Source organism: Massilia arenae, assembly GCF_008014745.1.
Taxonomy (GTDB): Bacteria; Pseudomonadota; Gammaproteobacteria; order Burkholderiales; family Burkholderiaceae_D; genus Telluria; species Telluria arenae.
Window position 1 is genome coordinate 16,389 of sequence record NZ_VPFD01000029.1, and the last position, 22,875, is coordinate 39,263.

The window sequence follows — 22,875 nt, forward strand, 5'->3', positions numbered from 1 at the left end:
ATCGCCATCGCAGTGCAACACGATTAAAAAGTCGCTGTACAATGCCGCACATGCAGAGCCTGACCCTCGACTCCACCACCCGCGACGTCGTCGCCGCCGCCGTCCATGGCGACGGCTGGACCGTCGCCTGCCTGTGCGCCGCTTGGTGCGGCACCTGCGCCACCTACCGCGCCACCTTCGAAGAGCTGGCGCTGCGCCACCCGGACAAGCAGTTCGTCTGGATCGACATCGAAGACCAGGCCGACCTGGTGGGCGACCTCGACGTCGATAACTTCCCGACCCTGCTGCTGCAGCGCGGCGACACGGTCGCCTTCTTCGGCACCATGGTGCCGGACGGCGGCGTGGCCGATCGGCTGATCCAGGCCCAGGCCGAGCAGAGCGACGAAGAACTGGCGCGCCTGGGGCAGTCGAGCGAAGAACGCCGCACCTGGCAGGAAGAATGCAATCTGCGCATCCTTCTCGGCGCGCACGACTGAACCGCTGTCTACGCCGCCGTCCTTCAGGCCTGTGCCACGCGCGACGAAAGACCATCCGCACCGACGAAGGAGGCTGTGCCCCTGATCGATCCGATCAAGCCAGCGTCAGCGGCAGCGCCCGCAACCGCTTGCCGGTCAGCTTGAACACCGCCGCCGCCACCGCCGGCGCCACCGGCGGCACGGCCGGTTCGCCCACGCCTTCCGGATGCGCGCTGCTGGCCATCACGATGGTCTCCACATGCGGCACCTGCCCCATGCGCGGCAGCGGATAGTCGCCGAAGTTCGACTGCTGGATCTTGCCTGCCTCGATCGTGATCTCACCCGCCAGCGCCGCCGATAGCCCGAACACCACGCCCGACTCTACCTGCTGGGCCACGATATTCGGGTTGACCACCAGGCCGCAATCGATCGCGCACACCACGCGGTGCACGCGGATCTCGCCATCCTCGACCGCGACCTCGGCCACCTGGGCCACCGTGCTGCCGAACGAGCGGTGCAGCGCCACGCCGTGCGCGCGTCCTTCCGGCGCCTGGCCGGCGGCAGCCACCGCCGCATCGAGCACCGCCAGCGCGCGCGGCTGGCCCGCCAGCAGGGTGCGCCGCAAGGCCACCGGATCCTGTCCGCCGGCGTGCGCCACCTCGTCCAGGAACGACTCCTTGAAGAAGGCATTGTGCGAATGCCCGACCGAGCGCCAGTAGCCGATCGGCACCTGGCTGTCCACGATCACGTGCGCGACGCGCTGGTTCGGAATCGCATATTGATGGTCGTATTCTCCCTCGGCCGTGGTCTTGTCCGGCCCCACGCCCGGCAGGCCCAGGCTGCGTTCCACGTACTGATGGCCAATGGAGCCGCTCGCCGATTTATTATCCCAGGCCAGGATGGCGCCGCCCTCGTCCAGCTGCGCGCTGAAGCGCGCCAGCGCCGCCGGACGGTAGACGTCGTGCATCGTGTCCTGTTCGCGGGTCCAGATCAGCTGCACCGGCTGGCCGTCGAGAGCCCTGGCGACGGCCACCGCCTGCGCCACCATGTCCACTTCGAGCCGGCGCCCGAAGCCGCCGCCCAGCAGCATGACCTCGATCGCCACGTCCTCGCGCGCCACCCCGGCTACGCGCGCGGCGCAGTCGACCGCGATGCTCGGCACCTGGGTCGAGGCCCACAGCCGCACCTTGCCATGCGCCACCTGGGCCGTGCAATTCACCGGTTCCAATGCCGCATGGGCCAGGAACGGCGCGCGGTATTCGGCGCGCAGCGTGCGCACGGCGCCCTTGACCTCTTGCGCACCGGTCTCGTGATAGACGTAGCCGCGTTCCTCATCGAGCGCGCGCGCCAGGCCGGCCAGGACGGCGGCGCTCGACAGCGCCGCACCCTCGCCCGGCTGCCAGGTGACCGGCAAGGCCTGGGCCGCCTGGCGCGCCTGCCACCAGGTCGACGCCACCACCGCCACGCCGGCCCCGGCGCCGGTGCGGCCCTCGAGCGCGGACGAGACGTCGACCACGGCCAGCACGCCCGGCATCCGGCGCACGGCGTCGGCGTCGAATGCCGCGAGCGTGGCGCCGATCGTCGGCGCCATCGTCAAGGCCGCGTACACCATCCCGGCCGGCCGCGCATCGATGCCGAAGCGCGCGCTGCCGTCGGACTTGGCGCGGCTGTCCAGGCGCGGCAAAGGCTTGCCGATCAGGCGGAAGTGTTTCGGTTCCTTCAGGCGCACATCGCGCGCGGTGAGTCCGGCGCCAGCCTGTGCCGCCAGCCCGGCCAGCGCGCCATAACCGGCGCTGCGGCCGTCGGCGTGGATCACGAAGCCATCCCCGGTGCGGCAGTCCTCCACCCGCGCGCCCCACTCCTGCGCGGCCGCCTTCACCAGCATCGCGCGCGCCACCGCGCCCGCTTCGCGCATCGGCAGCCAGGCATCGCGCACGCTGCTCGAGCCGCCGGTAAACATGATGCCCAGCTCGCGGCCGATCTTCGCCATCAGCCACTGTGCGCCCTGGGCCGTATGGCCGCCGTCGTCCGGGTGGAACGGCAGGTTTTCGCGCAGCACCGTGACGTTGGCATAGATCTTGTCGATCGGCGGTGCGATGACGCGCACCGCGTCCAGGCCGATGTCGAGTTCCTCGGCCACCAGCATCGGCAGCGCCGTGTGCACGCCCTGCCCCATTTCGCTGCGCGGCACCACCACCGACACCGTGCCGTCGGGCGCGAGCGCGACCCAGCCGTTGAGCGCGACCTCGTCGTCGGCCAGCGCCAGCGGGCGCGAAGGATGCAGGCGCTGGCGCGGCGGCTGCGCGCCCCAGCCGATCAGCAGCGCGCCGCCGGCGGCCAGGCCGGCCAGCAGGAAGTTGCGGCGGGTTAGCTTATGCATTTTGCTCAACTCCCCAGCGCGCCAGGATCTCGCCGTGCGCGAGCGGCTTGCCGTACAAATAGCCCTGGGCCAGGTTGCAGCCATGGCGCAGCAAAAAGGCCGCCTGGTCCTCGCGCTCGACGCCTTCCGCGATCACCGACAGGTTCATGCTCTTGCCGAGCTGGATGATGGCGATCGCGATCGCCTCGTCGTCCGGATCCTGCGGGATGTCCTTGATGAAGCTGCGGTCGATCTTGAGGGTCTGCACCGGCAGCTGCTTCAGGTAGGCCAGCGACGAATAACCGGTGCCGAAGTCGTCGATCGCAAGGCACACGCCGACCGCATGCAGGTCGTTCACATACTGCAGCGCGTCGCCCGTGTTCATGATCACCGATTCCGTCACCTCGAGCTGCAGGCGCTGCGGCGCCAGGCCGGTGTCCTGCAAGACCCCGGCCACGGCCGCCGCCATGCCGCCGCGCTCGAACTGGCGCACCGACAGGTTGACGGCGATCTTCGGCACCGCCAGGCCGCGCGCCTCCCACGCCACCATCTGGCGGCAGGCTTCCTGCAGCACCCACTGGCCCAGCTGGCCGATGAAGCCGGTGTCCTCGGCCAGCGGGATGAAGCTGCTGGGCGCGACCTGCCCCAGTTCGGGACTGTTCCAGCGCAGCAGGGCCTCGACCCCGATCAGGCGGCCACTGTCGATCTCGACCTGCGGCTGGTAGGCCAGATGGATCTCGTCCTTGTCGATCGCGCGCCGCAGCAGGGCCTCCATGCGCAGGCGCAGCTCGCCGTCGCCGCTCATCGCCGGCGCGTAGAACCGGTAGCCGTTGCGGCCGCGCGCCTTGGCCTGGTACATCGCCACGTCGGCATTGCGGATCAGGATGTGCATGTCGCGCCCGTCCTGCGGATACAGGCTGATGCCGACGCTGCCGGTGACGAACAGCTCGTAGCCCGAGACATTGAAGGGCTGCTCGAACATCGCCATCAGCTTGTCGGCCACGCGCGTGGCGCCGTGCATGCCGTCGACGTCTTCCAGCAGCACGATGAATTCGTCGCCGCCCAGGCGGGCCAAGGTATCGCCTTCGCGCAGGCAGCGCGACAGCGCCAGCGCCGCCTGCTTGAGCAACTCGTCGCCCACATGGTGGCCCAGCGTGTCGTTGACGTTCTTGAAGCGGTCGAGGTCGATGAACATCACCGCCAGCTGATCGCCGTCGCGTTCGGCGCGCGCCATCGCATGGCGCAGGCGGTCGTGGTACAGCAGGCGGTTGGGCAGCGCGGTCAGCGCATCGTGATGGGCCAGGTGGTCGAGCTGGTTCTGTGATTCGCGCTCGCGCGTGATGTCGCTGAACACGCACACATAGTGGGTGGTGGCGCCGTCGTCGTCGCGCACCGCCGACACCGTGAGCGCTTCCAGGTAGGCTTCGCCGCCCTTGCGCGTGTCCCAGATCTCGCCGCGCCAGAAGCCAGATGCGTCGAGCTCGCGCCACAGTTCCTGGTACAGGGCGGGATCGTTGCGGGTGCCTGATCCGTCGTGCGAAGACAGGCTCGAAGTGCGCCCCAAGGCTTCATGCTCGGCATAGCCGGTGATGCGGGTAAACGCGGGATTGGTGGCCGCGATCCGCCCGTGCACGTCGAGCACCATCACGCCGTCGGCGATGTGTTCCAGCACATTGGCCGACAGGCGCAGCTTTTCCTCGGCCAGCTTGCGCTCCGTGATGTCGGCGAACACCCAGATGCTGCCCTCGTTGGCGCGGTTCGGCTCCAGCGCACAGCCGCTCATCAGGCACCAGAACAGGCTGCCGTCGCGGTGGCGCAGCTGGCGCTCCTCGCCCAGGTCCATGCCTTTCTCGAGCAGCGGATACTGTTCGACGCCGATGCGTTCATAGTCCTCGTGGTTGGGATACAGGACCGCGGTCGACTGCCCCACCATCTCGCCTTCGGCGTAGCCGAACAGCTCTTCGCAGCGGCGGTTGCTCGAGACGATGCGGCGCTGGCGCACGAACAGCACGCCGAACATGACGTTATCGAGGATCGCGCCCTGTTCGGCCAGCAGCGCCTCGATGCGCATCTCGTCGTGGCGGCGCTCGCTGATGTCCGAGATGATGCCGTCCACCCGCACGCCATCCGGGCCGTGCAGCGCCGGATCCCAGGCGGCCTGCGGCTGGCCGTGTTCCTGCACCCAGCGCTCGATGCCGTGGGCGTCGACGATCCGGTATTCCATCTCGAAGGCGGCGCCCGACAGCGCCGCATCGCGCACGGTGCGGTGGTAGACGCGCCGGTCTTCCGGATGGACGATGGCGGCCCAGTCCTCGGTGGTGGCGCACATGAAGCGCGCCGACGGGTAGCCGGTGATCTTCTCGATCTCGTCGCTGACGAATTCGATCGCCCCGCCCGCGCGCGCGCGATAGACGGCGCCCGGGACCTGGGTCACGATGGTGCGGAACTGTTCCTCGCGGCGCGCGACGTCGGCGAACAGGTCGCGGATCGCCAGGCGCATGCGCTCCATCTGCTCGCCCAGCCGTCCCAGCTCGTCGTGGGCCGACAGCGCCAGCGGCGTCTCGAAGTCGCCGCGCGCCAGGCGGTCCGAAAAACGCATCAGCTGGCGCAGGGGCGACACCAGGCGCCGCCGCAGCAGCAGCGCGATCAGGAGCAGCGACACCGCCAATTGCAGTGCCAGCACCAGCGCGTAATTGCCCTGCAGCGTGTCGTTCAGGCTGGCGCCTGCGCGCTGCTGCAGGCCGACCAGCAGGTAGCCGCCGACCACGGCGGGGGCCAGCAGGCCGGCGAACACCACCAGCAGCAGCGCACCGTATAGCGAACGGCCGTACAGCGAACGCAGGCGGGACGGATTGCGGGCAACGGGACTCGACATGGACGCGGAACGGGGTCGGGCGAGCCCGATGCATAAAGGATGGCCAGATTATGCACAGTTGCTTGCCGGGAGTCACTAACTATAGGGGCAACACCGTCAACGGCGCGCGACAGGACTTGCTATGATGGGACGATTCTGACAATAGGAGAACCAGATGAGCCATTCCCTGTATTCCGCTTCGGTGCCGGTATTGCGCCAGTTGCTGGGCAGCCTGGCCGCGGTGCTGGAAAAAGCCGAGGCCCACGCCCAGGAACGCCGCATCGAGCCGGACGCCCTGCTGCAGGCGCGCCTCTATCCCGACATGTTCCCGCTGGCCAAACAAATCCAGATCGCCACCGACTTCGCCAAGGGCGCCAGCGCGCGCCTGGCCGGGGTCGAGCCGCCGCGCTACGAAGATGGCGAACGCAGCTTCGCCGAGCTGCAGCAGCGCATCAGCAAAACGCTGGGCTTCATCGACGGACTAAAAGAAGCGGACGTGGAAGCCGGCGCCACCCGCGCCATCACCCATGGCAGCGGCGAGCGGGCGCGCCATTTCGACGACGGCGCGCACTACCTGACCCACTTCGCGCTGCCGCAGTTCTTCTTCCACGTGACGACGGCGTACGCGATCCTGCGCCACAACGGCGTCCCGATCGGCAAGAAGGATTTCATCGGGGCCTATTGAGCAGGCCCCACAGTCAAGTATTCCGGCGCGGATAACCCTGCGCCAGGATGCGCTGCCACACGACCTCCTTCGCGGCAGCGTCCATCGACACCCAGTGGGCGACTTCGGCGACCGTGCGGCCGCAGCCGCGGCACACCTCGTCGAAGGTGGTCGAGCACACCGCCACGCACGGGGTATCGGGACGTTCGGCCGCCGCCGCCGCCACGGCGGCGCGGTCTTCAGGCCGGGCCGACATCGAGCTTGTCCCAGCCTTCGTGGCCGAGCTTTTCCATGGTCGCGATATTCTTTTCGAAGATCTCTTCCGCTTCCGGGAAGGCCTCGACCGCGCGCGCGATGCTGTCCTCGCGCAGCAGGTGCAGGATCGGGTACGGGGCGCGGTTGGTGTAGTTCGCGATGTCGTTGGCGTCGCTGTCGGCGAACTGGTAATCCGGGTGGAAGGAAGCCACCTGCAACTCGCCATCGAGCTGCATGTCCTCGACCGCGACATCGGCCACGTCCAGGAATTCGTTGTAGTCCTCGAAATCGTTCAGCACGAATGGGTGGATCAGCAAGGTCGTGTCGATCTGCTCGGGGCTGGTATCGGACAGGCGTTGCAACTCGTCCATCAAGGTCTCAAGCAATTGCTCGGGCGTGGTGGCGTTCGAAACGACGTAGCGCACCTGCTCCTTGACATAGACCGACTTGGCGAAGGGGCAGAGATTGAGGCCGATGACGGCGCGCTCCAGCCACTTGCGGGTGGCGGCGACGATGGCATCGTCGTCGGCGTTCAGATTGGGGGTGCTCATGGTGAAACTTTCGAAAGCAAGGCGAACGGCAAAGCCTGGATTGTACGCACTCTTTGCGCCCACTCATAGTTCGACCCCGCCACAGCGCTAAGGTTTGCCAGACACGGCCGTTATCCGGGATGGGTCGGACAAACAGCGCACTGCTCGGCAATATCCGTGATATGTGCGGCATCTTCCGTTTTCATGATGCCAATGGATGACATTTATCGTTCGATTTCAATTGTAACGACAGCGACTTAATTCTTGACTGACTCGACAATTGATACGTACACTGCCCTTCTGTCCTGCCCGTTCGTTCCTGGACGCAACATTGGAAACGCCTCACATGAAGCCCATGCACGATACGAAACGCTCCATCTTCACCCTGGCTGCGCTGGCCCTCCTGGCGGCAGCACCGCTCTGCCAGGCGATGGACGCGGCCCCGGCTTCTGGCGCCCACGCCGCCGCCAGCTACGAGCGCCCGGCACTGTCGTCGTCGACGATGAAACTGGATGCCGACGAATTCCGTGAGACCGATGTCTGGGGCCGCATCCGCAGCGGCTATGCGATTCCCGACCTGAACAATGCCCTGGTGACGCGCCACGCCCAGGCCTATGCGGCGCATCCGGGTAACCTGTCGCGCATCTCCGGACGCGCCTCGCCTTATCTGTACCACGTGGTGTCGGAACTGGAAAAACGCGGCATGCCGACCGAGCTGGCGCTACTGCCGGTGATCGAATCGGCCTTCAACCCGCAAGCCATGTCGAGCGCCAATGCCGCCGGCCTGTGGCAATTCGTGCCGGGCACCGGCAAGGATTTCGACCTGCGCCAGAATATGTTCAAGGACGAGCGGCGCGGCGTGGTCGCCTCGACCGACGCCGCCCTCTCCTATCTGCAGCGCCTGTACACGATGTTCGGCGACTGGCCGCTGGCCCTGGCGGCATATAACTGGGGCGAAGGTAATGTCCAGCGCGCCATCAAGAAAAACCAGGAACTGGGCAAGCCGACCGACTTCGACAGCCTCGCCGAGCTGATGCCGGCCGAGACCCGCAACTACGTGCCTAAATTGCAGGCGGTCAAGAACGTGGTGGCCAATCCTTCGCAGTACGGCGTCACCCTGCCGGCGATCGACAACCAGCCCTACTTCACCACGGTCGACAAGACCAGCGACATCGACCTGGCCATCGCGGCCCAGCTGGCCGAAATGTCGCTCGACGAATTCAAGGCGCTCAATCCGCAATTCAAGAAGCCGGTGATCATCGGCGGCGAGCGCACCAAGATCCTGCTGCCGACCGAGAACGCCGAAAAATTCCACATCAACCTGGCGCAGTGGGGCCATGCGCTGTCGACCTGGACCACGCACAGGATCACCGGCGCCCGCGTGACCATCGCCCAGCTGGCTTCGAAGTTCGGCACCACGCCCGATGTCATCCGCCAGGCCAACAATATCCCGCCGCAGTCGCGCCTGAAAGCCGGCTCGACCATTCTGGTACCGAAGACCTCGGCCTCGAGCCATGGCGACATCGCCGAGAACATCATCGAGAACGCGGTGGTGGCCTTTGAAGCCGACCGCGGCAAGGCCAAGCGCAATGCCTCACGCTTCAAGGCCAAGGCGAGCACCAGCAAGAACAGCAAGCGCCTCGCCCGCAATACTTCTTCCAAGCGCAAGCAGCGCTGATGTTGCCGTGCAGCATTAGCTGCACGGTTTTACGCGCTGTCGTGCAAACAAACGGAAAAACCTGTATAGTTCTGTTTGTGCGCTGCGACATCGCGCCCGCTCGATACGATCTCCAGGAGATTCGATGAGCCGGCAGCAACAGCGTTAGCAGTACAACCAGCAGCTACGCAAACCCCAGGCAGCTCGACATAGAGCGCCTTTCCAAAGCCTCCCGCCTTGTGTGTCGTTTCCAGACACCGTCCCGGCGCAAAGCTTTTGTGCCGAAATTTCTTTCACTACTAAGTCATTTCGTTTGTCGGTTCGCGTTGCATTTTTACGTTCGCGCCACATGTGCGAACGCATGATTTATTTCGAAAGTAAGCACACATGAGTTTTGAAGCACTTGGCCTGCACGCGTCCATCGTCCAGGCAGTCGTCGACAGCGGCTACACCACCCCGACCCCGGTCCAGTTGCAAGCCGTCCCTGCAGCCATCGCCGGCCGCGACCTGCTGGTGTCCTCGCAAACCGGTTCGGGCAAGACCGCGGCCTTCATGCTGCCGGCCCTGCACCGCCTGGCCAACGCCGAGCCTACCCCGGTCGGCAAGACCCCTGCACAAGAAGCGCAGGCTGCCAAGGCACGCGGCGAGCGCGTCCGTTTCAAGCCAGCCCAGCCGAAGATGCTGGTCCTGACCCCGACCCGCGAACTGGCCCTGCAAGTGACCAGCAACACCGACAAGTACACGGCCCACATGCGCCGCGTGCGCTGCGTCTCGATCCTGGGCGGCATGCCGTACCCGAAGCAGATGCAACTGCTGGCCAAGAATCCTGAGATCCTGGTCGCCACCCCTGGCCGCCTGATCGACCATATGGACTCGGGCAAGATCGACTTCTCGCAGCTCGAAATCCTGGTGCTGGACGAAGCCGACCGCATGCTCGACATGGGCTTTATCGACGACATCGAGAAGATCGTCGCCGCTACCCCGTCGACCCGCCAGACCATGCTGTTCTCGGCAACCCTGGACGGCGTCGTGGGCAATATGGCCCGTCGCATCACCACCGATCCGATGACGATCCAGATCGCCAGCGCCGGTAACCGTCACGAGAACATCGTGCAGCGCGTTCACTTTGTCGACGACCTGTCGCACAAGAACCGCCTGCTCGACCACCTGCTGCGCGACGAGTCGATGGACCAGGCCGTGGTGTTCACCGCCACCAAGCGTGACGCCGACATGATCGCCGACCGCCTGAACATCGCCGGCTTCGCCGCCGCCGCACTGCATGGCGACATGCACCAGGGCGCCCGTAACCGCACGCTCGACGGCATGCGCCGCGGCAGCGTGCGCGTGCTGGTGGCCACCGACGTCGCCGCGCGCGGCATCGACGTGCCGACCATCACCCACGTGGTGAACTACGACCTGCCGAAGTTCCCCGAGGACTACGTGCACCGTATCGGCCGTACCGGCCGCGCCGGCCGCAACGGCACCGCGATCTCGCTGGTCAACCACGCCGAGAACATGAACATCCGCCGCATCGAACGCTTCACCCGCCAGCCGATCCCGGTCAACGTGGTCGAAGGTTTCGAGCCGAAGCGCAGCGCAGCACCGGCCCGCGCGGCAGCCCGTCCAGGCTGGAAGCCCGGCGACGGCCGCAATGCCGGTGCCGGCAAGCCGGCCCAGCGCGGCTTCGGCAAGCCGGCCGGCCCGCGTGAAGGCGGTTACGCCGACCGCACGCCACGCGAAGGCTTCGCGGCGCGTCCGCAGGGCGACCGCCCTGCCGGCGAGAGCCGTTACGCCGACCGTGGCCCGCGCGAGGGTTACGCGCCGCGTCCACAAGGCGACCGTCCGGCCGCCGACCGTGCGCCACGCGACGGCAACCGCTTCGGCGGCCCGCGCGAAGGCCAGGGCCAGCGCCGCGAAGGCGGCTACAAGGGCGCCCACCCGCGCTCGATGGACGGCGCCCGCCGTTCGTTCGGCGAGTAATCTCCGAACGCTAAACAGCAAACTGCAGTAACCCGTCGTCCCCGCGCAGGCGGGGATCCAAGTTTCTCAGCACGCCACTACGAATACCGAAGTGGCTGTGCAGGCAACCTTGGGTCCCCGCCTGCGCGGGGACGACGCTTTTGGGCCAACGAAAAAAGTACCTCGCAGGCTCGCCGCCAAGCGCCGGCGTCCGACTTGCGCGATAATTCCACGATCAACGATAACCGGATATCCCATGAGTACCAGCGACCAACCCATCAAACTCACCTCGTTCTCGCACGGCGGCGGCTGCGGCTGCAAGATCGCGCCCGGCGTGCTGGCCGAGATCCTCAAGTCGTCCGGCGGCTTTCCGCTGCCGAAGGAGCTGATGGTCGGCATCGAGACCTCGGACGACGCCGCGGTCTACCTGCTCAATGACGAGCAGGCGCTGGTCGCCACCACCGATTTCTTCATGCCGATCGTCGACGACCCGTTCGACTTCGGCCGCATCGCCGCCACCAATGCGATCTCGGACGTGTATGCGATGGGCGGCACCCCGATCATGGCCCTGGCCCTGGTCGGCATGCCGATCAACAAGCTGCCGCTCGAGACCATCGGCCAGATCCTGGAAGGCGGCGCATCGATCTGCCGCGAAGCCGGCATCCCGATCGCCGGCGGCCACACGATCGATTCGGTCGAGCCGATCTACGGCCTGGTGGTGATGGGCCTGGTGCACCCGTCGAAGGTCAAGAAGAACAGCGCCGCCGGCGCCGGCGACGTGCTGGTGCTGGGCAAACCGCTGGGCGTGGGCGTGCTGTCGGCCGCGCTCAAGAAGGGCGTGCTGGGCGAGGACGGTTATGCGGCCATGATCGCCAATACCACCAAATTGAACAAGCCGGGCCGCCTGCTGGCCGACATGCCCGGCGTGCACGCCATGACCGACGTCACCGGCTTTGGCCTCTTGGGCCACCTGCTCGAACTCGCGCGTGGCGCCCAGATGCACGCGACACTTGATATGCCGGCGATCCCCCTGCTGCCCGGCGTGCTGCAACTGGCGCATGACGGCTTCTTCACCGGCGCCTCGGGACGCAACTGGGATGCCTATGGCAAGGACGTGCAGCTCGACGATGCCCTCACCCCGGCCCAGCGCGCGCTGCTGACCGATCCGCAAACCTCGGGCGGCCTGCTGGTGGCCTGCGATCCGGCCTCGGTCGACGAGGTGCTGGCCCTGTTCGCGCGCGAAGGGTTCGCGGATGCGGCGGTGGTCGGCCGCATCGAAGCCGGCGCCGCCGGCGTCACCGTTCGCGCCTGACGTTTTACCGACCCGGGCGCCGCGCGGCGCCCGTCAGTCGCCACCTCGCCCCTCGCCCGCGCTCTCACCGCGGCCATCGCCGCGCGCGAACAGCTTGTCGCGCGCCAGCCTGCTGATCGCCACGGTGGCCGGATGGCTCATGCGGCGCTCGGTGGTAATCGCATACACCTGCTCGACCACCGACTCGACCTCGCCCAGCGCGACCAGGCCGTACTGGCTGCTGACCTGGGCCGCGATCACGCTTGGTGCGAAGAACACGCCAGCGCCCGAGCGGCCGAAGGCCTGGATCATGGCGCTGTCGTCGAACTCTCCCACCACACGCGGATGCACGTCGCAGCGTTCGAGCCAGCGCAGCAGGCGCTGGTGGATCGCGAAATCCTCGCCCGGCAGCAGCATCGGGGCATTGTGCAGGCAGGCCGGGAATGGTTGGTCAAAGGTGGCCGCCAGCGTCTCGGTGCAAAAGGCCGTCATCGGGCTCTCGCCCAGCAAGTGGTTATAGGCGCGCACGCTGAAGTGGCCCGGGATCGGGCGGTCGGCGACCACCAGGTCGAGCCGGTGCACGGCCAGGTCGGCGATCAGGCTGTCCAGCCGCCCTTCACGGCAGATCAGCTTGACGGGGTCTTTCAGCCTGAGGGCCGGCTCGACCAGATCGACGGCAATCAGCTTGGAGACCGAATCGGCGCAACCGACGCGATAGGACGTGGTCGCGAAGGCCTGGTCACGCACCAGCTCCAGCAGCTCGTCGCCGGTATTGAAGATGGCTTCGGCGTAGCTCACGATGCGGCGCCCGGTGTCGGTCAGTTCGAGCTTGCGCCCCACCCGGCGAAACAGCTCGACGCCCAGGCTGTTGGCGAATTCGGACAGCTGGCCGGAGATCGAGTGGGGCGTCAGGTGCAGCTGTTCGGCTGCGCGCGCAATGCTGCCGGTTTTCGCTACCATCCAGAAGTAACGCAGGTGTTTATAGTTGAGTGTCGACACGGCGCTCTCGCGTAAAGATCGAAAAACTCGATCTTACATCAAACAATATTCGATTTGTACGATGTATTGGTGCAACCTATAGTGTGGTTTTTACCCATTGGAGGACTGTCATGCCCCCTCGTCCCGTTGTAAGTACAAGGAGTACCCGATGAACGGATTGGAAACCATCGCAAGTCCCATGATGTGGGCCGGCTTCGTCGGCTTCGTGCTGGTCATGCTCGCACTCGACCTGTTCGTCTTCGGCGGCAACAAGGCGCACAAAGTCAGCGTCAAGGAAGCCGGCATCTGGTCGCTGGTCTGGGTCAGCCTGGCGCTGATCTTCAACGCCTGTCTGTATTTCTACCTGAAGGACACCGCCGGCCCCGAGATCGCGAGCCAGAAGTCGCTCGAATTCTTCTCCGGCTACCTGATCGAGAAAGCGCTGTCGGTCGACAACGTGTTCGTGTTCCTGCTGATCTTCACCGCCTTCCAGGTGCCGCAGCAATACCAGCGCCGCGTCCTGATCTATGGCGTGCTGGGTGCGATCATCATGCGCGCCATCATGATCAGCGCGGGCGCCTGGGTCGTGAGCGAATTCAGCTGGGTCCTGTACCTGTTCGGCGCCTTCCTGCTGTTCACCGGTATCCGCATGCTGGTGGCGGTCGACGAAGAACCGGACGTGGCCAACAACCCGATCCTGAAGCTGGCGCGCAAGCACCTGCGCGTGGCCGACGGCGACCATGGCGAGAAGTTCTTCGTCCAGAAGGATGGCCTGCGTTATGTGACGCCGCTGTTCCTGGTGCTGATCCTGATCGAAGTGACCGACCTGATCTTCGCGGTGGACTCGATCCCGGCGATCTTCGCGATCACGACCGACCCGTTCATCGTGTTCACGTCGAACATGTTCGCGATTTTAGGTTTGCGTGCACTGTACTTCCTGCTGGTCGACGTGGCTGACCGCTTCCACCTGCTCAAGTATGGCCTGGCGATGGTCCTGACCTTCATCGGCGTCAAGATGCTGATCATGCCGTGGTATCACATCCCGGTGCAGGCTTCGCTGACTGTCGTGGCAGTCCTGATCGCTGGTAGCTGCATCGCCAGCCTGATGATCAAGCCGAAAGACGAAGCGAAGTAATACATCGGAAATAATGCATCGGAAGTAATACATAGGGTGGAAGGCTGTGCCGTCCACCCTGTTTTTTCAACCTCTCGCCAGCGGCGGAATATCGCACGTTGGCTTGTCCGGCGGCTCCCCGCCGCCGGCCTGCCCCACCCGCTCGTACTCGGCGATCACCTGGGCACCCAGCAGCAGCAGGGTGGCCGCAATCTCCAGCGAGAACATCACCACGATCGCGGTCGTCATCGAGCCATACACCAGGTTCACCTGCGACAGGGTCGAGAAATACCAGACCAGCACGTGGCGCGCGACTTCCCACAACAGCGCCGCCGTCGCGCCGCCGATGAAGGCGTGCCAGATCGACAGCCGGCCCACCGGCATCACCAGGTAGATCGAGGTCAGCACCAGGATCTCGCCCGCCAGTCCCAACAAATACAGCAACACCCCCGACACCCCGCCCAGCGACCACTTGTAGTTGAACAGCCACACGCTCTCGGACCCCATCACCTGCAGCGCGCCGGCGACCAGGGTCACCACCATGATGCCGATGCCCAGCGCCAGGATGTAGCAATACGGCAGCACCGCCGAGACCATGAAATGGCGGCGTCGAATCGCGACCCGGTGCACGAAGATCACGCTCATCGCATTTTCCAACACCGTGAACGCGAGTGAGCTGAAGAACAGCATGGTCAGCGCCAGCACCCAGGTCAGCAACTGGCGGTCCTGCAGGAAGTTGGCGACCTCGGTCACGATTGGGCGCGACTGCCCCGGCACCAGCAGTTCGAGGTAGCGCCGCAAGGTGTCGAGCAATTCGTGCGGGTCGATGAAGTGCGACAGCACCACCACCACCAGCATCAGGAAGGGCACGATCGACAGCAGTGCGTAATAGGCGACGGCGCCGGCCAGCAGCAGGCCCTGGTTGGCGCGGAAGCCCTTGAGCACCTGCAGGGTGAACTTGAGGGGATGCGACAGGATGTAGATATTGGCGCGCTGGTCCTTCAGGCGCGCGCGCCAGTCACGCCGCCGGCTCATCTTGCCAGCCGGATGCCGGTGAACTGCCAGCGCGCGCCGGACGGGAAGAAATTGCGGTAGCTGGCGCGCGCATGGCCTTCGGGCGTGGCGCAGGACGAGCCGCGCAGCACGTACTGGTTGATCATGAACTTGCCGTTGTATTCGCCGATGGCGCCCGGCGCTGGCGCATAGCCGGGATATGGCGCGTAGCTACTGCTGGTCCACTGCCAGCAGGCGCCGAACAGTTGCTGCAGGCCGGCGCCGCTGGCAGCCGCCGGATGATGGGTCGGCAGCCCGCCCAGACTTGTCTGGCGCGCCGCGAACTCCCACTCTGCCTCGGTCGGCAAGCGTGCACCGCGCCAGCGCGCATAGGCGTCGGCTTCGTACAGCGAGACGTGGGTGACGGGACGCTCGGGATCGAGCGGCTGCACACCGTGCAGCGTGAACTCGTGCCAGCCATCGTCCTGCTCGATCCAGTACAGCGGCCGGGCGATCTCGCCCGAGCAGACCCGGTCCCAGCCCTCGGCCAGCCACAGGGCCGGGTCGCGGTAGCCGCCGGCCTCAATGAAGGCGCGGTATTCGCCATTGGTGACGAGGCGCGAGGCCAGCGCGAACGGCGCCACATAGGTGCGATGGCGCGGCAGTTCGTTGTCGAAGCAAAAGCCGCTGCCCTTGTGGCCGATCTCGGCCAGTCCACCTTCGAACCGCAGCCACTCCAGCTGCGGCGCCGGTGTCGATGGCGCCAGGGGCTCGGCCGCATAGGCCGGATACAGGGGGCTCTGCGCCAGCAGGTGCTTGACGTCGGTGAGCATCAATTCCTGGTGCTGCTGCTCGTGCTGCAGGCCCAGTTCGACCAGACTCGCCAGCGCGTCGTCAATACCGCGCGCCAGCAAGGCGTCCATGCGGCGGTCGACGTCATGGCGGTAGGCCTTCACCTCGCCCAGTGCCGGCCGCGTGAGCAGGCCGCGCTGCGGACGCGGATGCTTGTCGCCGACGCCGTTGTAGTAGGAGTTGAAAATGACGCGGAACGCCGGGTGGAACGGCGCGAAGCCCGGCTCGCGCGGTTCGAGGATGAAGGTCTCGAAGAACCAGGTGGTGTGCGCCAGGTGCCACTTGATCGGGCTGGCGTCGGGCATCGACTGCGCGCAGCAGTCCTCGTCGGACAACCTTTCTGCCAGGTGCAGCGAACGGCCGCGCACCCGGGCAAAAGTGCGTGGCAGGCCCTCGTCGCGCAGCATATTCATACGGGTATGGCCTGTGCGTGGATCACGGCAAACCAGCGCTGGGGATCGGTCCAGACGCGGGTCGCCTCGAAACCGGAACGCTCCAGCAGCTTGATGGCGTCGGCCTGCTGGTATTTATAGCTGTTCTCGGTGTGGATGCAGTCGCCCGCCTCGAAGCGGCGCGCGCCGCCGCGCCAGTGCACGTCTTGCGCCGTGCGCGCCTCGAGGTGCATCTCGATGCGTCCGCGCGCGGCATTGTAGAAACCGTGGTGGCGCCACTGGCGGATGTCGAAGTCGGCGTCGACCAGCTGGTTTACATGGCGCAGGATGTTCAGGTTGAAGGCGGCGGTCACGCCCAGCGCGTCGTCATAGGCGGCGTCGAGCGTGGCTTTGTCCTTGGCCAGGTCGATGCCGATCAGGATGCCGCCGTCCGGCCCGCATTGCGCACGCAGGCGCATGAGGAACTCGTGCGCGAGCTCGGGCGTGAAATTGCCGAGCGACGAGCCGGGATAAAAGAACAGGCGGCGCTCGGCGCGCACCAGCTCGGGCAATTCGAAGCGATTCGAGAAATCCATGCCCAGCGCTTCCATCGCGATCTGCGGGAAACGCTGGCGCAGGCGCGCCAGGGCGTCATGCGTGAATTCGCTGGAGATGTCGACCGCCACATATTGCGCCGGCTGCAGCAGCGGGAACAGCTTGGCGGCCTTGGCGCAATTGCCGGCGCCGAGGTCGATCATGGTGGCGCCGGTGCCGGCCACGCGCGCGATCTCGGCGCCGTGACGCTCGAAGATCGCCGCCTCGGTACGGGTTGGATAATACTCGGGCAATTCGCAGATCGCCTCGAACAGCTTGGATCCGAGCGCGTCATACAGGAATTTGGGCGAAATGCAGGGTTCAGCCGCGCCGAGGCCCACGTGCAGCTCTTCTGCATCGTGGGCATTGGCGATTGCGGAGCTGGAGGCAGCCATGGGCTTGTCCGATGTGCAGGATGTCAGCATAAGGTTTATCATTCGTGCCGCCACGCCGCACCATGCGAGATGGCATATGAGTTTAACGTCTATGTATTGCTGTTTTATCCATCATAGCGGATTCTCTATTTTTGCTGTGCGCGCCACAATTCTAGCGTGCAGGTAAATACCCGCCGTCCCATAGTGGGAAAAACAGTGGTCTTTTGCCACGTGGAATACCCATCCCGCACTGTCGGGCATTTATAATTCGTTTCCACGTTTCATTAACCAGTACTTTCACCAGTACTTCGTCACCGATAAGAGCTCCCATGACCATGTCCATTCGCCGTCACGTCCTGAAAACCCTGTGCGCAGCCGTTGCCGGCACGATGCTGATCGCAGGCGCCGCCAACGCCCAGAGCAATGGCGTGCTGCGCGTCTCGGCCATCCCCGACGAATCGCCGACCGAACTGCAGCGCAAGTTCAAGCCGCTGGGCGAATACCTGGCCAAGGCCACCGGCCTGAAGGTCGAATTCACCCCGGTGACCGACTACGCCGCCTCGGTCGAAGGCCTGATCAACCGCAAGATCGACATGGTCTGGTTCGGCGGCTTCACCTTCGTGCAAGCCAATGTGCGCAGCAAGGGTCAGGTCACCCCGCTGGTGCAGCGCGAGGAAGACGAGAAATTCCGCTCGGTCTTCATCACCACCGTGCCAGGCATCACCAAGCTGGAAGACCTGAAGGGCAAGACCCTGGCCTTCGGTTCGGAATCGTCGACTTCGGGCCACCTGATGCCACGCTCGTTCCTACTGCAAGCCAAGGTCAACCCGGACACCGACCTGAAGCGCATCGCCTTCTCGGGCGCGCATGACGCGACCGTGGCGGCCGTGGCCGGCGGCAAGGTCGATGCCGGCGCGCTGAACATCTCGGTCTGGGAAAAGCTGGTCGAGACCAAGAAGGTCGATCCGAAACAGGTGCGCGTGTTCTACACCACCCCGGGCTACTTCGACTACAACTGGACCGTGCGTACCGATATGGACCCGGCACTGAAGAAAAAAATCACCGACGCCTTCCTGGCGCTGGACGGCTCGACCGCCGAAGGTAAGCAGATCCTCGACCTGCAGCGCGCCACCAAGTTCGTGCCGACCAAGACCGCCAACTATGGCGCGATCGAAGCCGCCGCACGCAATGCGGGCCTGCTGAAGTAATACCGGAAGGCGATTCACCATGGCGACCTACCGCCTGCGCGGCCTGACCGTGCGCCACCTGGCCGGCAGCCGCGCGCCGGCCCTGCACGCGCTCGACCTCACGATCCGCGCCGGCGAGCAGGTCGCCCTGATCGGTCCTTCCGGGGCCGGCAAGACCACCCTCTTGTCCACCCTCGCCTGCGCCCACCGGCCGGCCGAGGGCACGCTTGAAATCTTCGGCCAGGATCCCTGGCAGTTGACCGGCGCAGAGCGCCACCACCTGCGCGCGCGCCTGTTCCTGGCGCCGCAGGCGCCGCCACTGCCGCCGCGCCAGCGCGTGGTGACGGCGGTGCTGGCCGCGCGCCTGCCGCACTGGTCGCTGTGGCAGGCCCTGACCTCGCTGGTGCGCCCGCAGGATCCCGCCGCCGCCCACGCCGCGCTGACGCGCTTTTCACTGGGCGACAAGCTGTATGCACGGGTCGACCGCCTGTCGGGCGGCGAACGCCAGCGCTGCGGCCTGGCGCGCCTGCTGCTCTCGAATGCCGAAGCGCTGCTGGTCGACGAGCCGATCTCGGCGCTCGACCCGGCGCTGGCGCGCCACACCCTGGCCACCTTGCGTCAGGAAGCGCAGCAACGTGGCGCGACCCTGGTCTGCAGCCTGCACCAGGTCGACCTGGCGCGCGAGCAGTTCGCTCGCCTGATCGGCCTGCGCTACGGGCGTATCGTGTTCGATGCGGCGCGCGACGACGTCAGCGACGCCATGATCGCCGAGCTGTACGCCAACGAGCAGGTCGACATGCCGCCCGAGACACCGCACGACACACCCGGCCAGATCGCCGTCGGCGCCTGCTTCTGATGAGCGCCGCTGCAGTTCTTCACCGCGATCCCGCGTGGCGCACGCGCGTCACCTGGGCCGCGATCTTCATCGTCCTGCTATACCCGCTGCTGGCAGGCGCCGAATTCAAGCCCTGGCTGCTGTTCGACGCGCAAAGCCTGCGCGCGGCCGGGATGTTCCTGTCCGATTTCCTGATGCCGGCGCATGACCCCGAATTCCTGGCCATGGTGCTGCGCGAGACCTGGCAGACGGTGGCGATCGCCACCGCCGGCCTCACGCTGGCCTTGCTGGTGGCGATTCCCGCCACCTTCGTCATCACCGAACGCCTGTCGATCTCGCGCCTGGGCACCGGCCGCGTGCATCCGTTCGCGGCGCTCGTGCGCCAGGGCCTGCGCTGGATCCTGATGATCCTGCGTTCGGTGCCCGAACTCGTGTGGGCGCTGCTGTTCGTGCGCATCGTCGGCCTGGGGCCGACCGCCGGCGTGCTGGCGATTGCCCTGTCGTACAGCGGCATGCTGGCCAAGGTGTATGCCGAGATCCTCGAGTCGAGCGACGCCCATGCCACCGACGTCCTGCTCGCCAATGGCGCCGGCCGCCTGCCCGCCCTGCTGTACGGCGCCCTGCCCGATTCGAGCGCCGAACTGGTGTCGTACACGGTGTACCGCTGGGAGTGCGCGATCCGCGGCTCGGCGGTGATGGGCTTCGTCGGCGCCGGCGGCCTGGGCCAGCGCCTGGACGAATCGACCAAGATGATGGCCGGCGGCGAAGTCGCCACCATGCTGATCATGTTCGTGCTGCTGGTGGCGGCGGCCGACCTGGTGTCGAAACTGCTGCGCCGGAGGCTCGGATGAAGCAGCCGACCCTGCCGCCGGCGCCGGCGCGCGATCTCACGAGCTGGCTGATCCTGCTTGGCCTCTTGGCCCTGGTCGTGGCCAGCTTCGCCTCGCTGCCACTGCAGTGGAGCGCCTTCTTCACCGCCGAGGCGGTCAGCTCGGCGCGCGAATTCCTGGCCGGCTTCGCGCCGCCCGAGACCAGCACGCCTTTCCTCATGAAGACGCTGGTTGCACTATGGGAGACGCTGGCCATGTCGGCGATCGGCACCCTGCTCGCCGCCATCGTCGGCCTGCCGCTGGCGCTGGCCGGCGCGGGACGCCTGGGCCGCGCGGCGCGCGCCGTCACACGACTGGTGCTCAATATCCTGCGCTCGATTCCCGAACTGGTATGGGCCGCGGTGCTGCTGGTGCTGGCCGGCCTGGGGCCGATGGCCGGCACCATGGCGCTGGCCGCGCACACCGCTGGGGTGCTGGGACGGCTGTTCGCCGACGCCCTGGAAAACGTCGAACCGCATGCCGAGCAGACCCTGCGCACCAATGGCGCGCGGCCGCTGGCGGCCTTCCTGTACGCTACGCTGCCCCAGGCGCTGCCGCAGATGCTGTCGTACACGCTGTACCGCTGGGAGAACAATATTCGCGCGGCGGCGGTGCTGGGCGTGGTCGGGGCCGGCGGCCTGGGCCAGATGCTCAAGTACCACCTGTCGCTGTTCCAGATGCCCAGCGCGGCCACCGTGGTGATCGCGATGCTGGTGCTGGTGGCCCTGGTCGATGCGGCCAGCTATGCGCTGCGGCGCGCCCTGACCCGTTAGCTTCCATATCGCCTGCATGCTCGAACTCGACCAGCTCACCAAATCCTACGGCGGCCGCACGGTGCTGGCGCAGCTGTCGCATGTGTTCCAGGCCGGCGAGTTCGTGGCGATCATGGGTGAATCCGGGGTCGGCAAGTCGACCCTGCTCAATCTCATCGCGGGCCTCGACACGCCCGACGCCGGCCAGGTGATCGTGGATGGCGCGCCGATGTCCAGCCTCGACGACGATGCCGCCACCCGCCTGCGGCGCACCCGCATGGGCTTCATCTTCCAGGCCTTTCATGTGCTGCCACACCTGACCCTGCGCCAGAACGTGGCGCTGCCGCTGCTGCTCAACAAGGAGCCCGCCGGGCGGGCCGACCTGATGCTGGAAGCCGTCGGCCTGGGAGGGCGGGGCGACGATTTCCCGCGCCAGCTCTCGGGCGGCGAACTGCAGCGGGTGGCGATCGCGCGCGCCCTGGTGCACCGTCCGGCCCTGCTGCTGGCGGACGAACCGACCGGCAACCTCGATCCGGAAACGGCCGACGTCATCCTACAGCTATTACGCCACGAGACCCGCGCCCACGGCGCCGGCGCCATCATGGTCACCCACTCCCACGCCGCGGCCGCCATGGCCGACAAGGTGCTGCTGCTGACACATTCCGGACTGAAATTAGCATAAGTTCCTGGAAGAAACGCGCAATTGCGGCATTTTTAGTTAAATTTCGCGAATCGTGCGCAACATAATCGTAGTAATATCACAACGACCCGCCGCGATAAAGCGAATACAACAGGCGTGGATCGTTTTCCAGAACAGTCGCTCTGTCTTGAATCATGTTTTCATATTGGAGAATCGACATGACCGTACGACAGAAAAAACAGGAAATGCTCGATGCCATGCATCGAGCGCGGGCGCTTGAGCCCTCGAGTTTCGTACCCAACAAACTGCTCGACACCCTGATCGAGCGCCTGCAGCTGAAGAACGACGCGGAGCTGTGCCGCGTGCTTGAAGTGCAGCCGCCGATCATCAGCAAGATCCGCCACCGCAAACTCAATGTCGGTGCGACGATCCTGCTGCGCATGCACGAAAAATCGAATATCCCGATCCGCGAACTCAAGGAATTGACGAGCGCGTCGGCGATCCACTAGCGCGGGTTTACTCCTGCGCTGGCGGACGCCCGGTCTTGAGCTGGGGCAGCGCCGCCAGCACGCCCTGCAAGGTGGCCACGTCGAGCTGGCCCAGCAGGGCCACGCCAATGCGCAGCAGTTCGCTCTTCTTGACGTCGATGCCGGCCCGCAGGCAGGCCTGCTTGACTTCAAGCAGCACCGCGTATTCCCCCTCGGGCATGGTGAAGCTGTCGCGCACCAGCACCGGACGCGCATCCTGGACGGGAGCACGTTCCACGGCCTTCGCCGCTGGCCTGGCTGCCGCCTTCCTGGCCGGCGGATTCGCGAGCGTCCTGGCGGCCGACTTGACCGCCGTCTTGAGTCCACCCTTCGCCGTCGCGGCCCTGGTGGCCTTGGCGGCCGGCCTGGCTGCAGGCTTGGTCGCGGGCTTGGTCACCGCCTTGCTCACCGCCTTGGCCGCCGGTTTAAGACTGGCGCTCTTCGCCCTGGCGCGCGACGCGCGCGTTGCTGCTGGTTCGGGCGCGGTCGCCGGCTTGCGTGGCATGGTGCTGCTCCTTCGTTGCGAGGGCAAATAGTATAAACGATTTAGCCGCTTCCCGCCGAATAGCGTACATACCGCGCGCTTGCTGCCGCCGGCGCCGATCGGTGTCACAATACCATCTCCATAGGAGCGGCATTCTGTTTTTCAGAAGTATTCATTCTGTAAACTCCGCTTTTATGGGAAGGCATCCTGTATTATTCTTTCGAGCGGACAACTCTGCTGTAAACTCCGCGCGACGTAGAAACTTTTTGAGGAAAACGTGA

At 65.9% G+C, this 22,875-nt stretch carries 21 protein-coding genes; 12 read left to right on the forward strand and 9 right to left on the reverse strand.

What is annotated here, in order from left to right; translation table 11 throughout:
• Positions 1 to 50: 50 nt before the first annotated feature.
• Positions 51 to 476, forward strand: coding sequence for a thioredoxin family protein (locus FVD38_RS21685; protein WP_187271671.1), 426 nt, complete (start codon positions 51 to 53; stop codon positions 474 to 476).
• Between the two features lie 94 nt (positions 477 to 570).
• Here FVD38_RS21685 and FVD38_RS21690 read toward each other — a convergent pair whose 3' ends face one another.
• A complete protein-coding gene (locus tag FVD38_RS21690; protein ID WP_147936705.1) occupies positions 571 to 2,835 on the reverse strand; it encodes a xanthine dehydrogenase family protein molybdopterin-binding subunit in 2,265 nt (754 codons plus the stop codon).
• Positions 2,828 to 5,689 carry a bifunctional diguanylate cyclase/phosphodiesterase gene (locus FVD38_RS21695; protein ID WP_147936706.1) on the reverse strand — a complete coding sequence of 954 codons (2,862 nt, stop codon included), beginning with the start codon at positions 5,687 to 5,689 and terminating at the stop codon, positions 2,828 to 2,830. Before FVD38_RS21695 ends, FVD38_RS21690 begins: the two co-directional genes overlap by 8 nt.
• Before the next feature lie 154 nt (positions 5,690 to 5,843).
• Between FVD38_RS21695 and FVD38_RS21700 the strand changes: the two genes are divergently transcribed.
• Complete coding sequence (locus FVD38_RS21700; RefSeq protein WP_147936707.1) at positions 5,844 to 6,353, forward strand: DUF1993 domain-containing protein; 510 nt, start codon at positions 5,844 to 5,846, stop codon at positions 6,351 to 6,353.
• Positions 6,354 to 6,366: 13 nt separating this feature from the next.
• On the opposite strand, the gene FVD38_RS21705 is transcribed toward FVD38_RS21700, so the two are convergent.
• Together FVD38_RS21705 and FVD38_RS21710 are read right to left on the reverse strand one after the other, a co-directional pair.
• On the reverse strand, positions 6,367 to 6,588 hold the full coding sequence (locus FVD38_RS21705) for a DUF1289 domain-containing protein (RefSeq protein ID WP_147936708.1): 222 nt from the start codon (positions 6,586 to 6,588) through the stop codon (positions 6,367 to 6,369).
• The gene (locus tag FVD38_RS21710) at positions 6,572 to 7,138 is read right to left on the reverse strand and encodes a DUF1415 domain-containing protein (RefSeq protein ID WP_147936709.1); all 567 of its coding nucleotides are present in this window, start codon (positions 7,136 to 7,138) and stop codon (positions 6,572 to 6,574) included. The genes FVD38_RS21705 and FVD38_RS21710 overlap by 17 nt, the downstream gene beginning before the upstream one ends.
• 325 nt (positions 7,139 to 7,463) lie before the next feature.
• Between FVD38_RS21710 and FVD38_RS21715 the strand changes: the two genes are divergently transcribed.
• From FVD38_RS21715 to selD, 3 genes are all read left to right on the forward strand, one after another.
• Entirely contained in the window at positions 7,464 to 8,795 is a 1,332-nt protein-coding gene (locus FVD38_RS21715) for a transglycosylase SLT domain-containing protein (protein WP_147936710.1), read from the forward strand.
• Positions 8,796 to 9,161: 366 nt separating this feature from the next.
• Complete coding sequence (locus FVD38_RS21720) at positions 9,162 to 10,754, forward strand: DEAD/DEAH box helicase (protein WP_147936711.1); 1,593 nt, start codon at positions 9,162 to 9,164, stop codon at positions 10,752 to 10,754.
• Between the two features lie 235 nt (positions 10,755 to 10,989).
• Positions 10,990 to 12,045, forward strand: a complete 1,056-nt coding sequence (selD, locus tag FVD38_RS21725; protein ID WP_147936712.1) for a selenide, water dikinase SelD — start codon at positions 10,990 to 10,992, stop codon at positions 12,043 to 12,045.
• A 33-nt stretch (positions 12,046 to 12,078) separates the two neighbouring features.
• Here selD and nhaR read toward each other — a convergent pair whose 3' ends face one another.
• Complete coding sequence (nhaR, locus tag FVD38_RS21730; protein WP_147936713.1) at positions 12,079 to 13,023, reverse strand: transcriptional activator NhaR; 945 nt, start codon at positions 13,021 to 13,023, stop codon at positions 12,079 to 12,081.
• A gap of 148 nt (positions 13,024 to 13,171) precedes the next feature.
• Here nhaR and FVD38_RS21735 point away from each other — a divergent pair, with 148 nt between their 5' ends.
• The gene (locus FVD38_RS21735) at positions 13,172 to 14,137 is read left to right on the forward strand and encodes a TerC family protein (protein ID WP_123068918.1); all 966 of its coding nucleotides are present in this window, start codon (positions 13,172 to 13,174) and stop codon (positions 14,135 to 14,137) included.
• A gap of 66 nt (positions 14,138 to 14,203) precedes the next feature.
• On the opposite strand, the gene FVD38_RS21740 is transcribed toward FVD38_RS21735, so the two are convergent.
• The 3 genes from FVD38_RS21740 to egtD are packed head-to-tail and all read right to left on the reverse strand — an operon-like array spanning position 14,204 to position 17,321.
• The gene (locus tag FVD38_RS21740; protein ID WP_147936714.1) at positions 14,204 to 15,151 is read right to left on the reverse strand and encodes a YihY/virulence factor BrkB family protein; all 948 of its coding nucleotides are present in this window, start codon (positions 15,149 to 15,151) and stop codon (positions 14,204 to 14,206) included.
• A complete protein-coding gene (gene egtB, locus FVD38_RS21745) occupies positions 15,148 to 16,374 on the reverse strand; it encodes an ergothioneine biosynthesis protein EgtB (RefSeq protein ID WP_147936715.1) in 1,227 nt (408 codons plus the stop codon). The genes FVD38_RS21740 and egtB overlap by 4 nt, the downstream gene beginning before the upstream one ends.
• Entirely contained in the window at positions 16,371 to 17,321 is a 951-nt protein-coding gene (gene egtD, locus FVD38_RS21750) for an L-histidine N(alpha)-methyltransferase (protein WP_187271672.1), read from the reverse strand. The genes egtB and egtD overlap by 4 nt, the downstream gene beginning before the upstream one ends.
• 308 nt (positions 17,322 to 17,629) lie before the next feature.
• Here egtD and FVD38_RS21755 point away from each other — a divergent pair, with 308 nt between their 5' ends.
• The 6 genes from FVD38_RS21755 to FVD38_RS21780 all read left to right on the forward strand — a co-directional run bounded on the left by FVD38_RS21755 (position 17,630) and on the right by FVD38_RS21780 (position 22,092).
• Entirely contained in the window at positions 17,630 to 18,508 is an 879-nt protein-coding gene (locus FVD38_RS21755; RefSeq protein ID WP_147936717.1) for a putative selenate ABC transporter substrate-binding protein, read from the forward strand.
• 19 nt (positions 18,509 to 18,527) lie between these two features.
• The gene (locus FVD38_RS21760; RefSeq protein WP_147936718.1) at positions 18,528 to 19,343 is read left to right on the forward strand and encodes a phosphonate ABC transporter ATP-binding protein; all 816 of its coding nucleotides are present in this window, start codon (positions 18,528 to 18,530) and stop codon (positions 19,341 to 19,343) included.
• Positions 19,343 to 20,173 (forward strand): PhnE/PtxC family ABC transporter permease, encoded by an 831-nt coding sequence (locus tag FVD38_RS21765; RefSeq protein ID WP_147936719.1) that lies wholly within the window; start codon positions 19,343 to 19,345, stop codon positions 20,171 to 20,173. Before FVD38_RS21760 ends, FVD38_RS21765 begins: the two co-directional genes overlap by 1 nt.
• Positions 20,170 to 20,964 (forward strand): phosphonate ABC transporter, permease protein PhnE, encoded by a 795-nt coding sequence (gene phnE, locus FVD38_RS21770; protein WP_147936720.1) that lies wholly within the window; start codon positions 20,170 to 20,172, stop codon positions 20,962 to 20,964. Before FVD38_RS21765 ends, phnE begins: the two co-directional genes overlap by 4 nt.
• A gap of 16 nt (positions 20,965 to 20,980) precedes the next feature.
• A complete protein-coding gene (locus FVD38_RS21775; protein WP_147936721.1) occupies positions 20,981 to 21,625 on the forward strand; it encodes an ABC transporter ATP-binding protein in 645 nt (214 codons plus the stop codon).
• 176 nt (positions 21,626 to 21,801) lie between these two features.
• Positions 21,802 to 22,092, forward strand: a complete 291-nt coding sequence (locus tag FVD38_RS21780) for a hypothetical protein (protein ID WP_147936722.1) — start codon at positions 21,802 to 21,804, stop codon at positions 22,090 to 22,092.
• 7 nt (positions 22,093 to 22,099) lie between these two features.
• Here the strand turns inward: FVD38_RS21780 and FVD38_RS21785 are convergent, their stop codons facing one another.
• The gene (locus FVD38_RS21785) at positions 22,100 to 22,615 is read right to left on the reverse strand and encodes a hypothetical protein (RefSeq protein WP_147936723.1); all 516 of its coding nucleotides are present in this window, start codon (positions 22,613 to 22,615) and stop codon (positions 22,100 to 22,102) included.
• Positions 22,616 to 22,875: the final 260 nt, after the last annotated feature.